Origin of the sequence: Lachnoclostridium sp. An76, assembly GCF_002161355.1 — a bacterium.
GTDB classification, from domain to species: Bacteria; Bacillota; Clostridia; order Lachnospirales; family Lachnospiraceae; genus Mediterraneibacter; species Mediterraneibacter caccavium.
In genome coordinates this window covers 1-14,750 of the sequence record NZ_NFHL01000016.1, presented here as the reverse complement: position 1 = coordinate 14,750, position 14,750 = coordinate 1, and the positions used below count along the sequence as shown (strand labels likewise).

The window sequence follows — 14,750 nt, the reverse complement described above, 5'->3', positions numbered from 1 at the left end:
GGTTGGGTCACTGACTTCGGGCGTTACTGACTCCCATGGTGTGACGGGCGGTGTGTACAAGACCCGGGAACGTATTCACCGCGACATTCTGATTCGCGATTACTAGCGATTCCAGCTTCATGTAGTCGAGTTGCAGACTACAATCCGAACTGAGACGTTATTTTTGGGATTTGCTCAACTTCGCAGTATCGCCTCCCTTTGTTTACGCCATTGTAGCACGTGTGTAGCCCTGCCCATAAGGGGCATGATGATTTGACGTCATCCCCACCTTCCTCCAGGTTATCCCTGGCAGTCTCTCCAGAGTGCCCACCTTAAATGCTGGCTACTGAAGATAAGGGTTGCGCTCGTTGCGGGACTTAACCCAACATCTCACGACACGAGCTGACGACAACCATGCACCACCTGTCTCTTCTGTCCCGAAGGAAAGGCGACATTACTCGCCGGTCAAAAGGATGTCAAGGGCAGGTAAGGTTCTTCGCGTTGCTTCGAATTAAACCACATGCTCCACCGCTTGTGCGGGTCCCCGTCAATTCCTTTGAGTTTCATTCTTGCGAACGTACTCCCCAGGTGGACTGCTTATTGCGTTTGCTGCGGCACCGAAGAGCTTTGCTCCCCGACACCTAGCAGTCATCGTTTACGGCGTGGACTACCAGGGTATCTAATCCTGTTTGCTCCCCACGCTTTCGAGCCTCAACGTCAGTTACTGTCCAGTAAGCCGCCTTCGCCACTGGTGTTCCTCCTAATATCTACGCATTTCACCGCTACACTAGGAATTCCACTTACCTCTCCAGCACTCTAGATAAACAGTTTCCAAAGCAGTCCCGGGGTTGAGCCCCGGGCTTTCACTCCAGACTTGCCTATCCGTCTACGCTCCCTTTACACCCAGTAAATCCGGATAACGCTTGCACCATACGTATTACCGCGGCTGCTGGCACGTATTTAGCCGGTGCTTCTTAGTCAGGTACCGTCAGTTTCTTCCCTGCTGATAGAGCTTTACATACCGAAATACTTCTTCGCTCACGCGGCGTCGCTGCATCAGGGTTTCCCCCATTGTGCAATATTCCCCACTGCTGCCTCCCGTAGGAGTTTGGGCCGTGTCTCAGTCCCAATGTGGCCGGTCACCCTCTCAGGTCGGCTACTGATCGTCGCCTTGGTAAGCCGTTACCTTACCAACTAGCTAATCAGACGCGGGCCCATCTCACACCACCGGAGTTTTTACCCCTGCACCATGCGGTGCTGTGGCCTTATGCGGTATTAGCAGTCATTTCTAACTGTTATCCCCCTGTGTGAGGCAGGTTGCCCACGCGTTACTCACCCGTCCGCCGCTCAGTCAGATCACTCTTCATCCCGAAAGAATCAAAGTAAAGTGCTTCGCTCGACTTGCATGTGTTAGGCACGCCGCCAGCGTTCATCCTGAGCCAGGATCAAACTCTCGTATAAAAAGGTTAGGTTCGGTCTTTTCGGACCTTACCGTTTATACGCTCCGCATGTTCTTAGCGAGGTTTCCCACGAGCTTAGAACTGCCGGAGCTTCCGTTTGTCTCCGGGTCAGAATTAACTGCTAGCTAATTCTTTCCCTTTTTACTGTTTGTGGCATTGAACACTTGATGAGGTCTTTCACGAATCTAGCGTGAAAGCCGTTCGACGGAGTCGAACCTCATCGTCCAATGACGTTCTTAGAAATTTTCTCTTCAAAGAAATTTTCAAGGGTTGTTGTCTATTGTTCAGTTATCAAGGTTCCTGTCGTTCTTTTTAAGCGACAGCTTTAATATTCTACCAAAGCTCATTTCGTTTGTCAAGAACTTTTTTCTTTTTCTGTTTCGCTGTTCTGCTTCCTTTACAGTCAGCTCTCAGCGACAGCTTGTCTAGGTTATCACATCAGCACAGCGTTGTCAACAAGTTTTTTCAACTGTTTTCCCACGCCTCCGGTTCCTCTTCTTCCGCTCTCTGGCCTCCGGCTGTCCCGCCTCCGCGTCTCCGGCCGACCTGATTTTCTGCGGCTTTTTCGGCCCCGTCATCAGCGACAGGTGCTATCTTATCACCCCGAAAAGGAATTGTCAACGTTTTTCTTGTTTTTTATTTATTTCAGACAATTTGCGCAATTCTGAAACCAAATACATAAGAACTCTTCTGTACCGCACACATCTCTGCCGGATAAAGTTGACCATACATTCCGTTCCGGTCTAGTACTGCATTTCGCAAATTGTACTGTAATCTATTTCTCTTTCTTTATAATAGTACTTTCTGTCATGCGCGCCGATTTCTCTCATGACCCTGCATGGATTTCCAACCGCCACTACATTTGCAGGGATATCCTTTGTCACGACACTCCCTGCACCGATGACTGTATCATCTCCGATCGTCACTCCGGGAAATATCACTGCGCCTGCCCCGATCCAGCATCTCTTTCCGATATGTATCGGCATATTGAACTGATACTGCTTCTCCCAAGCACTGCGTCCCACTGCTCAGCGCTCAGGAACTGCGGGCGCTCCATTACGTCCAGTTTGTCCAGATTCAGCCTTAGCTCTTTCTGAGCCCTGACGGCAGCATCTCTTAATGTCAATTGTGTCTCCGCTGTCTGGGACATTACGTCTTTATAACTTACAAATGCATGGTCATGGTCGAACAGCGGACAGAAGCCGGTCAGTTTTCCTGTCTCATTGTCCATCAGGAATCCCCAGTTCTGTTCGTGCCTGTCGTTATTGTTCAAAATATAGTCCACTATCTGCATTTTCAGATAAAACTCTCTGTCCATCTTTTCGGCTTCCGAATATGGGTTCATCCCATAATAGGAACAAAACAGCCGGAACTCTTCAAATGTCACCAGAGATATATGTTCCGAAGTGAACAGCTCAGAATTTACTACCGCTTCGCCTACACTTTCTATCCACTCTTTTCGCTCTTCCGAAAGATAAGAAGAAATCTCCTCCTCCGTCGAAATCCGATAATGGATATGAGGGATATCAAGCGCGGTCAGGATCTGATCCGCAGGGATCTCGTACCTTCCGACCTTATGGAGAAAGAGCTTCCCTTCCTGCCGGATCCACCCTTTCGCACTTACTCCCATCGTGGTAAGTTCCGGAGTGTGGATATTCGCACGTTCCTCTGCTCTTGCAGTATATCGGATATTTGTACCTGACAGAGAAATTTCAGTGACAAAGAGGGCGAATGGATTGTGAAACAGATTGACTTCTTTCCATGTCTTATCATCCCCCTCCTGCCGGATCCAGTACGCATCCTCAAGGCTCAGCCCCCGGCACGCTTTGCACACAGCAAATCTGTTCGTCTGAGAAAGCCTGAGCGAATTCAAGATTTCCTTTGCATAGCTGCGTCCAATGGATAAAGTCCTGTTGGACGCCCACTCGACAAAGTCAATAAAAGTGATATTTTCTTTTCTCAGTGCAAATGGGAGCCGGTCAAAGTCCAGTATCCTGCATGTCCCGTTTTCCTGTATATCTAAGATCGGCTTGTCTTTTAATAGCAGCTGCATAACTCTGTATCCTTTCCTCGCGTCAACTTGCTTTATACATCCTGAACTCTCATAATCCCGCCCCGTATATGTCAGATTATATCAAAACAGCCCTATGTAAACAACACGAAAAACCACCTGGGAAATTATGATCCAAGTGGTTCTCCTTTTACCGGTTACCCTTTTACAGTTTTTTACCGGGCTGTCCTGCTCACAGCACTGTCATGGCCACTGTTCCCGCTGTCAGCAGGACAAGCCCCGCCGGACAGCCGGATGCAAGTTTAATCCATACGTGGATTATGCCTCTTCGACATATTCCCTGTATTCCGTTTCACTTGCAAAAAGCATGTACCGCCCGTTTACATAACCCATATAACCTTCCGATGTAGTATACCCTTTCATAGTGTCAGCCTCCGTAACCTTTTAAGATTGCTTTCTTGATCTGGTTACAGTCTACGCTATAAGGTGTACGATAAAACGGACTTTTCTTTACTTATCCATAATATCCAGAATTTTATATATCCAGGATTTTATACAGCTTATCGATCGCTTCGGAATCCGCCAGCCAGGAAGTAAACGCGGTCGCGCTCCCCGCCGCTGTCCCTAGCTTCAGCGCCTCCTCGTAGCTGCCTGTTTTCAGATACCCGGCCAGAAATCCAGCTACCATGGAATCTCCTGCTCCCACAGAGTTCACGACCTCTCCCGTCGGCGGAAGCTGCTTTAACACGCTCCCATCCTCGGCGACCAGGATCGCCCCGTCTCCCGCCATGGACACGAGCACATTGCGTGCTCCCATCTCCTGAAGCTTCCGTGCATACTCCGCGATCTCATCGTCGCTCTCCAGTGTCACTCCGAACATCTCACCCAGTTCATAGTTGTTGGGCTTGATCAGGAACGGATGGTATTTCAGCACGTTCAGCAGAAGATCCTTCGTGGCGTCTACGCTGATCCGCACGTCCGTCCCTGCGAGCCGTTCCATGATCCGCTCGTACATATCATCCGGCAGTGTGTTTGGTATGCTGCCGGAGAGCACGAGCACATCCCCGCTTTCGAGTGCATCCAGCTTTTCATATAACTGCCGGATCTTCTCGTCCGGTATCCGCGGACCCTGTCCGTTGATCTCAAATTCATCATCCGATTTTACTTTCACATTGATCCGTGTCACGCCCTCCTCCAGGGCAATAAAATCTGTGTCGCATCCAAACTCCTGAAGCATCTGCTCCATTGCAGCGCCCGTGAACCCTGCTTTGAATCCCAGCGCCCTGCTCTTCATCCCCAGGTTGGACACGATCACCGCAACGTTATTCCCTTTGCCTCCCGGATAGACATGTTCCTCAGAAGTGCGGTTTACCGCGTCACCCTGAAAATGTTCCACCTGGACCACATAGTCCAGAGAGGGATTAAATGTCACTGTATAAATCATCTCTTTCTCCATTCCACCGCCGAGCAGGCGGTATCAAATCCACTCATGCCATATTCACTATGATCAGGCCGCATTAACATACATTTAAATTGAGTTAAATAGGCTCAAACCATCCATTTTCTTCGCAGGTTTTATAAATTCCGTCATCCACATTTGCCGCGGCCACATAGTCTGCCTTTTTCTTCAATTCATCACAGCCGTTCCCCATCGCCACACAGAAGAACCGCCGGTCAAACATGACCAGGTCATTATAGTCGTCCCCGAACACTACTGTATCTTCCGGTCTGCCGCCCGCGTAATCCAGCATCCTTAAGATCCCGTCCAGCTTCGCGTCCGGCTGGAACATCAGGTACTCTTTCTCAAACCGGAGATGACCCACCGTATCCTTCAGGGTGAGGCGCTCTTCCTCAGATTCCGGGATGGAGACATACATTTTATAGATAGCGTCATGATCCGCCAGGTCAAATTTCTCGTCAATGATATACACCGACGGCTCTTTTCTCATCCCCGCCTGATCATAGAACCGAAAGCTGCTGCCATACACCTTGTCAGAATCATCCAGCGCCACGTACACTCCGTACCCCAGTTCCAGGGCCTGCCGGTACACGGCAAGCGCTTTCTCATAGTCCAGAGGGCGGTTCTCCCTAAGCTCTCCCCGGAATACGATTCCATGCCCGCCGTTGCAGACCATATGCTCAAATCCATTTTCCCTGCGGAACCTCTCTGCTTTATAACACGCGCGTCCCGTGGCAATGGACACAAAGTGTCCCGCCTCCTTCAGCTTTCGGACAGCTTCCGCGGCAGAGGGCACGATCTGTCCCGTACTGCGGTCCGTCAGTGTACCGTCAATATCAAAAAAGAAATATTTTTTCTCCAATCCTGTCTCCTCCTGTCTTTCTCTCCGGGGCTGCATCTGCATTTTACAGAGCCGTTTACTCAAAAGGATAGACCATGCCCCACTGGTTCCGCACTGTGGTCAGCACCTGCATCACATCCCGGATGATCTGGAGATTCTCCTTTCCGCCGTGATTCAGCACGTAATCCTGCATATCGCGCACCTCGTACTGAAGCGCCTCTTCTGTCCTGCCTTCCTCAATAACTTCTGTCCTGCCGTCTTCTGTATATGTGATCGTCGCCTTCTGGGCTCTCGGATACTCGCAGATCTCGATAAACCCTTTCTCTCCTGCCACGACTCCCCGCTTCGGCTGTTTCGCCCGCATGGTCAGCGCCATGACCGCCATCTGGCCGTCCGGGTTCTTCAGGATGATGCCGCTCGTCTCATCCACGCCTGTCTCAAAATAATTTGCCGTAGTCAGGACTACATCCGGCCTGCTCTTCATGAAATATCTTGCAAATGAGGCGGCATACACTCCGATATCCAGAAGCGCTCCTCCTGCCAGCTCTTTTGAGAAGAACCGGTTGTTTACATCATATTCTTTGCAGCTTCCGAAATTCACCTGTACCATCTTCACATGGCCGATGGCGCCACCCTCGATCATTTTCTTTAACTTCTTATATAATGGCATATGAAGCAGGGTCATCCCGTCGCAGATGACGAGTCCCTTTTCTTCAGCAACTGCCACGCACTCTTCGAGCTGCCTGCTGTTCACTGTAATAGATTTCTCGCAGAATACATGCTTGCCCGCCTGTACGGATTTCAGCATGAACTGGTAATGCAGGTTGTGCGGCGTGGCGATATATACGATGTCCACATTCTCATCCGCGATCATCTCATCCGCGCTGCCGTATGCCTTCTGCACGCCGAATTCCTCCGCATACTTCTGTGCTGATTCCAGATTCACATCGCATACTGCATAGATTTCTCCGTTTACCGCGTTGAGCGCTTCTCCCATCTCGTGAGCGATCCATCCTGTCCCTAAGATTCCCCAGTTGAGTTTTCTCATCATGATCTCTCCTTTTCTATTATATCAATTCCGTTTTCTTTTACAATCACTGCCTTTGCCGCAAGCCCGCAGAACAGCGAGTGGCCTGCAATGCCCGGTATCCGGTCCAGCTGATCTGACAGAACCTTCGCATCTTCCGCCTGAGGGAAATGCGCCTCCATCAGATAATTCCCATCATCGCTTATGACCACCCCTGTTTTCTTATCTGAGCGCCGTTCTGTCACTTCCGCCCCCAGCTTTTCAAGACAGCTCTTCACATACTGCCTTGCAGGGCGCAGCACTTCTACGGTCACGGGAAACCGAAATTCCAGCCTTTCCTTCAGCTTTCCCTCATCGGCAAGAAGGATATACTCATCCGCCATTGCTGCCATGATCTTTTCTCTTGTATGGATCCCTCCGCAGCTTTTCAGCGCATTCAGTTCACGGTCAACCTCATCACAGCCGTCAAATGCAATATCGATCCGCGGGGTCATTTCCAGGGGCTGTACCGGAATCCCGTATTCCACGCACAGATCCATCGTATCCTGGGACGGGGTCACCGCCCGGACCTGCTTCTTTCCTCCTGCGATCTCCCGGATCAGGAGGGCAACGGTCGAGCCGCCGCCCAGTCCTACAGTCATTTTATCCTGTATCATTTCATACGCTCTTTTCGCGCATTTCTGTTTCATACTGATTCTACTCCTTTTCCGCCGTTTTTATCCCCGACAGTTCATTCCGCCGTCTCTATAGCATTGTCCTTGATCGGACGCTTCAGAGCCGCCAGCACCAGGCACCCTGCCACAGCGCCGATCAGGATCGCCAATGCGTACATCAGCGGATTGCCGATCGTCGGGAGCACGAAGATCCCGCCGTGGGGCGCCCTGAGCGTGCACCCGAAGAACATGGACAGCCCGCCGGCCACAGCAGACCCTACGATACAGGACGGGATGACTCTGAGCGGATCGCTTGCCGCGAACGGGATCGCCCCCTCTGAGATAAAGGACAGCCCCAGCAGATAGTTAACGATTCCTGATTCTCTCTCTTTTTTCGTAAAGCGGTTCTTAAAGAATGTCGTACACAGGGCGATCGCCAGCGGCGGGATCATTCCGCCTGCCATAACCGCTGCCATGATCTCGAAATTCCCCTCCGCAAGCTGGGAAGTGGCAAATACATAGGACGTCTTGTTCACAGGACCGCCCATATCCACGGACTGCATTCCCGCGACCACGATTCCCAGGAGCACCTTGCTCGTGCCGTGCATGCTGTTCAGAACACCGGTCAGGCCGTCATTGATCATACCCATGAGCGGATTGATCAAAGTCGTCACCACAGAGCCGATCAGGATCCCGAACACCGGATAAATGATCATCGGGCGCACGCTGTTCAGGGACTGCGGGAACCTGGAGGTCAGCTTCTTCAGCCCGATCACTACATATCCCGCTGCAAATCCAGCAAACAAGGCTCCCAGAAAACCTGCGTTCACCTCGCCGCCTGCCGGATTCAGGAAGGTGCTTCCCGCTTTTGCCACAAGCCCTGCCACGAATCCGACCGCCAGTCCCGGACGGTCTGCGATGCTCATGGCGATATATCCTGCCAGCACCGGGAGCATCATATTGAAAGAGAACTCTCCGATCGTCTTAAGATACGCCGCCACGGGAGTGTTCTTACCGAAATTCGCAGGATCGATACTGTAATCATCCAGCAGGAACGCCAGGGCGATCAGGATACCGCCTCCGATCACGAAGGGAAGCATATGGGACACCCCGTTCATCAGATCTTTATAGATCTTTCTTCCAACACTTTCATTTTCCACGGAAGCCTCTGCCGCAACGGCAGCGCCCGAGTGATGATAGAGCGGGACATTTCCGCTCACCGCCTCGTCTATGAGCTGCTGCGCTTTGTGGATCCCGTCCGCCACCTTCACACTGATAACAGGCTTCCCGTCAAATCTTGACAGATCTACATTCTTATCCGCGGCAATGATGATGCACTCCGCGTTTTTGATCTCTTCGGCTGTCAGGACATTTTTCGCTCCATCTGCGCCCTGGGTCTCCGCCTTCACCGGGATCCCCATCTCTTTTCCTTTATTCTCCAGGCTCTCCGCCGCCATAAAGGTGTGGGCGATCCCGGTCGGGCAGGCAGTGATCGCCAGGACCCGGTAGCCTTTCGCCGCCATCTCCGCGGCATCCTTTGTTTTCTTTCCGTCCAGCTCGTCATCCTTCTCATCAATGATACGGATAAATGCTTCCGGCGACTCTGCGTTTACAAGCTCCTCTTTAAAAGTCGGATCCATCAGCATTGTAGACAGTCGCGCAAGTGCTTCCAGATGTGTATCCGCACCTCCCTCGGGCGCCGCGATCATGAACGCAAGCTCCACAGGTTCTCCATCCAATGAATCATAGTCCACGCCGTCCTTTATCACTGCTGCTGCAAGTCCGGCTTTTTTCACTGCCGCTGATTTCGCATGAGGGATCGCGATCCCCTCGCCGATCCCTGTGGTGCCTTCCTCTTCTCTGGCAAGTACGCCTTTTTTATAAGCCTCTCTGTCATTCAGATTTCCCGCCTTCTCCATCAGGCGCGTCATGTGATCGATCACTTCCGCCTTGGAAGATGCTTTTGTATTCAGGTCGATTGCCTGAAGACTGAGCAATTCACTGATCCTCATTTTCTTTCCTCCAATCCCTGCTTTTCCTCCGGTCTGCTCTTTTTAGTCTTTGTGTAAATAATTTTCTCAGAAATTTTATATCGCGATATTTCTTTTCTTATCCTAAGTATATTCGCGAAAATTATTTTTGTCAATTTATTTTTATGCGAAAATTATTTTTCTTCATTTTAACTAATTTCACACGTAAAAAAGGTCAAAAACAGCGGTTTCTTTTAGCATTTTATACAATCTCTTTTACAAGACCTGCTAAAATAAACCGCTGTCCCATTCTTCGTCATCCTGCTTATGAGAAAATTTTTTTCATCCTCTTCGAACTTTCCTATAGCAAGTTTCCGTCCCGCTTCTGTCTCACGGATCATACTTTTTCATCCGCGATCAGACCTTCACACCTGCTCATCCTGTCATAACTCTTTTCCTGCCCGACTGTGAGGAACAGGTAGAGGATCTCCATCACAGTCATTGCCGATACCCTCGAAAAGCAGAATTCATTTAGGAAGAGTTTCTCCCTTGTGGCAGTCTGGATATGGTAATCCACACTGCTTCCGATCGCAGAACGTGGATTGTTCGTGATCCCGACAGTGGTGACGCCGCTTTTCTTCGCCTCTCTGACCATTTTCACAACCTGCCGGGATTCACCGGAATTTGAAATTGCGATCATTACGTCCCCCGGTTTCAGCGTGAGAGAAAATGCAAGCTGCGTCTCCCATATGGTTCCCGCTGCCGCGCGGATCCCGATCTCATTGAGCTTAAACGCGCCGTCCAGAGCCACGGGAATCGTATTTCCCACTGCCACAAGCTGGACTGTTCCCGCATTCTGGATGTGGTCCAACACTTCATTCAGCTCTTTCTCATTGATCAGTGAAACTGTCTGCTTCAGCTCCTCCACCTTGTTGGCAAGGATATTCTGCAGAGACTGTCCGATATCCTTTCTGGAAATGTCATTAGACACCGCAACTTCCTGGTCTCCCTCGACAATCTCCTTCGCCAGGCTGATCTTCAGGTGATGGAAACCGTCCACATCGCACTTCCGGCAGAACCGGGATACCGTAGCAACGCTTGCGCCGCTCGCCTCCGCCAGCTCCCCGATCGTCATATTCACCACATCCTTGTGGTGCTGCATGATATAGTTTGCGATCTTTTTCTCCTGCTCAAAAAAACTGTCGTATCTGATATTGATAGTATCCATCACTGACTGCTGCTTTTCCATGATATCCTCCACTACGAAAATTATTTTCACAGTTTATGATATCTTATTTTATGAAAATGTCAATTACTTTCGCAGGATTATATAATCGGATAGGGGAAAACGCTTGCCCGGCGTATCACACAAAAGCGCCCGGAAGATTTCTCCTCCGGGCGCTCCCTCTCATTCCTGTGAAATTGTCCGTATACCTTCAAAACTACATACAAAGAATCATCATCCATCTTACCTATCACCGTGCGTTCCGCACACAAGGAAGTTCGGATCGCTAAGCTCGAAAGAACCTCGCTAAGCTCCTTCGAACAAAGCTCGCACTAAGCTCAGCCTGCGCTTCGCTTGCCTTCCCTAAGTGCTCTGCTTTTGGTTATGCCCTCGACCGATTAGTAACAGTCAGCTCCATGCATTACTGCACTTCCACCTCTGCCCTATCTACCTCGTCGTCTTCAAGGGGTCTTACTAACTTGACGTTATGGGATATCTCATCTTGAGGGGGGCTTCACGCTTAGATGCCTTCAGCGTTTATCCCTTCCCGGCTTGGCTACTCTGCTATGCTCCTGGTGGAACAACAGATACACCAGCGGCCAGTCCATCCCGGTCCTCTCGTACTAAGGACAGCTCCTCTCAAATATCCTACGCCCACGCCGGATAGGGACCGAACTGTCTCACGACGTTCTGAACCCAGCTCGCGTACCGCTTTAATGGGCGAACAGCCCAACCCTTGGGACCGACTACAGCCCCAGGATGCGATGAGCCGACATCGAGGTGCCAAACCACTCCGTCGATGTGAACTCTTGGGAGTGATAAGCCTGTTATCCCCAGGGTAGCTTTTATCCGTTGAGCGATGGCAATCCCACTTTATACCACCGGATCACTAAGTCCTACTTTCGTACCTGCTCCACCCGTCGGTGTCGCAGTCAAGCTCCCTTCTGCCTTTGCACTCTCCGAATGGTTTCCGACCATTCTGAGGGAACCTTTGAGCGCCTCCGATACCCTTTCGGAGGCGACCGCCCCAGTCAAACTCCCCACCTGACATTGTCCCCCAGCCGGATCACGGCTGCTGGTTAGAAACCCAACACTGCAAGGGTGGTATCCCAACAGCGGCTCCATGGCAACTGGCGTCACCACTTCAAAGCCTCCCACCTATCCTGTACATGCAATGCCGAATCCCAGTATCAAGCTGGAGTAAAGCTCCATGGGGTCTTTCCGTCCTGGCGCAGGTAACCAGCATCTTCACTGGTATTTCAATTTCACCGGGTGCATTGTTGAGACAGTGCCCAAATCATTACGCCTTTCGTGCGGGTCGGAACTTACCCGACAAGGAATTTCGCTACCTTAGGACCGTTATAGTTACGGCCGCCGTTTACTGGGGCTTAAGTTCAAAGCTTCGCTTGCGCTAACCTCTCCCCTTAACCTTCCAGCACCGGGCAGGCGTCAGCCCATATACCTCACCTTTCGGTTTCGCATAGACCTGTGTTTTTGCTAAACAGTTGCTTGGGCCAATTCTCTGCGGCCAGGTCTCCCTGGCACTCCTTCTCCCGAAGTTACGGAGTCATTTTGCCGAGTTCCTTAACAATGCTTCTCCCGTCGGCCTTAGGATTCTCTCCTCATCCACCTGTGTCGGTTTACGGTACGGGTATCCTGCAAACAATAGCGGCTTTTCTTGGCAGCCAGCTCACGTGCTTCCCTACTTGTTTTCGGTCCGCGTCACGTCTTCGGATTGCCGCACGGATTTGCCTGTGCGACTCCTACCTCGCTTGCACCGGTCTTTCCATTCCCGGCCCACGCTCTCTTTCTGCGTCCCCACAGTTCTGTTACAGGATAGTACAGGAATCTCAACCTGTTGTCCATCGGCTACGCCTCTCGGCCTCGCCTTAGGTCCCGACTTACCCAGGGCAGATCAGCTTTACCCTGGAAACCTTAGATATTCGGCCGGAAGGATTCCCACCTTCCTCTCGCTACTCATTCCGGCATTCTCTCTTCTTAACAGTCCACGGCTCCTTCCGGTACCGCTTCGTCCCGTTAAGAATGCTCCTCTACCAACCTACGTTCGTAAGTTCCTGAGCTTCGGCAGTGTGTTTCAGCCCCGGACATTTTCGGCGCAGGACCTCTCGACTAGTGAGCTATTACGCACTCTTTTAATGGATGGCTGCTTCTAAGCCAACATCCTAGTTGTCTTCGAAATCCCACATCCTTTTCCACTTAACACACATTTTGGGGCCTTAGCTGCAGGTCTGGGCTCTTTCCCTTTTGACTGCCCAACTTATCTCGGACAGTCTGACTCCCATACATCATCTACACGGCATTCGGAGTTTGATATCCCTTGGTAAGCTTTGACGCCCCCGCAGGAATTCAGTGCTCTACCTCCGCAAGACTCGTATGAGGCTAGCCCTAAAGCTATTTCGAGGAGAACCAGCTATCTCCGGGTTCGATTGGAATTTCTCCCCTACCCACACCTCATCCCCACCCTTTTCAACGGATGTGGGTTCGGTCCTCCATTGCCTTTTACGGCAACTTCAACCTGGACATGGGTAGATCACCCGGTTTCGGGTCTGCTCCGACTGACTGTGGCCCTATTAAGACTTGGTTTCCCTTCGGCTCCGGACCTTCAGTCCTTAACCTCGCCAGCCAGCGCAACTCGCCGGACCGTTCTACAAAAAGTACGCGGTTGAACATATAAAGTTCTTCCACAGCTTGTAAACATATGGTTTCAGGTTCTTTTTCACTCCCCTCCCGGGGTCCTTTTCACCTTTCCTTCACAGTACTATGCGCTATCGGTCACTAAGGAGTATTTAGCCTTACGGGGTGGTCCCCGCATGTTCAGTCAAGGTTCCACGTGTCTCGACCTACTCTGGATACCGCCATGCCAGCTCATCTTTCGCTTACGGGACTTTCACCCTCTCTGGTCAGCTTTCCCAAAACTGTTCTGCTAAACTTGCTGGATCAATTCCGCGGTCCGAACCCCACGGTGCACGCACCATGGTTTGGGCTCTTCCGTTTTCGCTCGCCGCTACTCACAGAATCACATGTTGTTTTCTCTTCCTCCGGCTACTTAGATGTTTCAGTTCACCGGGTTCCCTTCCCTAAGTTATGGATTGGCTTAGGGATGACTGAGGTCTGCTCAGCCAGGTTTCCCCATTCGGAGATCTCCGGATCGATGGGTATTTGCCCCTCCCCGAAGCTTTTCGCAGCTTATCACGTCCTTCATCGGCTCTTAGTGCCAAGGCATCCACCATACGCTCTTATCAGCATAACCAAACGATTCGTCCTCACGGGAATGAGGACTCCTCTACACATATATAGCGTTATATGTGTTGGCAATAGGCCAATTTTATTTGAGTCTGTTTTCTTCAGACTGTATTGTTAATGTTGTTAATAACATTACCTCGGATGTCTTGATTTATAAGATATTCTTATCATCAATTGATCTTCTCTGTATGCAGTTTTCAAGGTACACTCCTGACTGACTTTTCATCAGTCATTAGAAACCTGAATATCTTCAGACCTCTAATCACTGGTGAAACCAGTTTCCACAGCACTGCCCTGCTGATTGGGTTGGCCCGGCGGATTGTTGTCCGCCCATGCCTGTATTTATTTTTAACTTCGGCAGCGGTTCTGCCTCCGTTTTTCTTTTTTTAAATTGGCGGCCACCTACTCTCCCACACCGTCTCCAGTGCAGTACCATCGGCCGTTCAGGTCTTAACCATCGTGTTCGGGATGGGAACGGGTGTTGCCCCTGAACGCATCGCCACCAAAAAGCCTGAGTTCTTGGCGAGGTTTTTTCGAGCCTAGAACTAGGCTTGTTCACCGCACTTGGCGAAGTCTTTTTGAGCCTAGTAAGGTGAACCCGCACCCTCTTGCCGCGTGTTCATCGCTCGTTTTCCTCTCCCTGACAACTCAACAATAGACAACAGCTCTTTACTTCTTTTCTTTTCCTTAGAAAGGAGGTGATCCAGCCGCACCTTCCGATACGGCTACCTTGTTACGACTTCACCCCAGTTATCGGTCCCGCCTTCGGCAGCTCCCTCCTTACGGTTGGGTCACTGACTTCGGGCGTTACTGACTCCCATGGTGTGACGGGCGGTGTGTACAAGACCCGGGAACGTATTC

7 protein-coding genes, 4 rRNA genes and 1 pseudogene are annotated in these 14,750 nt (G+C 50.9%); all 12 read right to left on the bottom strand.

Annotated elements, in window-relative coordinates; translation table 11 throughout:
• Window positions 1-1,440, bottom strand: a 16S ribosomal RNA gene (locus B5G27_RS15600); the annotation flags it as partial.
• Window positions 1,441-2,182: 742 nt separating this feature from the next.
• Window positions 2,183-2,443 (bottom strand): annotated as a pseudogene (locus tag B5G27_RS15595) (DapH/DapD/GlmU-related protein); the annotation flags it as partial.
• Window positions 2,377-3,492 (bottom strand): hypothetical protein, encoded by a 1,116-nt coding sequence (locus B5G27_RS15590; RefSeq protein WP_242958339.1) that lies wholly within the window; start codon window positions 3,490-3,492, stop codon window positions 2,377-2,379. The gene B5G27_RS15590 and the pseudogene B5G27_RS15595, both read right to left, overlap by 67 nt.
• 493 nt (window positions 3,493-3,985) lie before the next feature.
• The gene (gene pfkB / locus B5G27_RS15585) at window positions 3,986-4,894 is read right to left on the bottom strand and encodes a 1-phosphofructokinase (protein WP_087179766.1); all 909 of its coding nucleotides are present in this window, start codon (window positions 4,892-4,894) and stop codon (window positions 3,986-3,988) included.
• A gap of 94 nt (window positions 4,895-4,988) precedes the next feature.
• Window positions 4,989-5,771: an HAD-IIB family hydrolase gene (locus B5G27_RS15580; RefSeq protein WP_087179765.1), complete on the bottom strand. Its 783-nt coding sequence runs from the start codon at window positions 5,769-5,771 to the stop codon at window positions 4,989-4,991.
• A 55-nt stretch (window positions 5,772-5,826) separates the two neighbouring features.
• On the bottom strand, window positions 5,827-6,798 hold the full coding sequence (locus B5G27_RS15575) for a Gfo/Idh/MocA family protein (protein ID WP_087179764.1): 972 nt from the start codon (window positions 6,796-6,798) through the stop codon (window positions 5,827-5,829).
• Entirely contained in the window at window positions 6,798-7,466 is a 669-nt protein-coding gene (gene rpiA, locus B5G27_RS15570; protein WP_087179763.1) for a ribose 5-phosphate isomerase A, read from the bottom strand. Before rpiA ends, B5G27_RS15575 begins: the two co-directional genes overlap by 1 nt.
• A gap of 41 nt (window positions 7,467-7,507) precedes the next feature.
• On the bottom strand, window positions 7,508-9,442 hold the full coding sequence (locus tag B5G27_RS15565) for a PTS fructose transporter subunit IIABC (protein ID WP_087179762.1): 1,935 nt from the start codon (window positions 9,440-9,442) through the stop codon (window positions 7,508-7,510).
• A gap of 355 nt (window positions 9,443-9,797) precedes the next feature.
• Window positions 9,798-10,649: a MurR/RpiR family transcriptional regulator gene (locus tag B5G27_RS15560; RefSeq protein ID WP_087179761.1), complete on the bottom strand. Its 852-nt coding sequence runs from the start codon at window positions 10,647-10,649 to the stop codon at window positions 9,798-9,800.
• Window positions 10,650-11,003: 354 nt separating this feature from the next.
• A 23S ribosomal RNA gene (locus tag B5G27_RS15555) occupies window positions 11,004-13,896 on the bottom strand.
• A gap of 382 nt (window positions 13,897-14,278) precedes the next feature.
• Window positions 14,279-14,396 (bottom strand): 5S ribosomal RNA (gene rrf, locus B5G27_RS15550).
• 184 nt (window positions 14,397-14,580) lie between these two features.
• Window positions 14,581-14,750, bottom strand: a 16S ribosomal RNA gene (locus B5G27_RS15545); the annotation flags it as partial.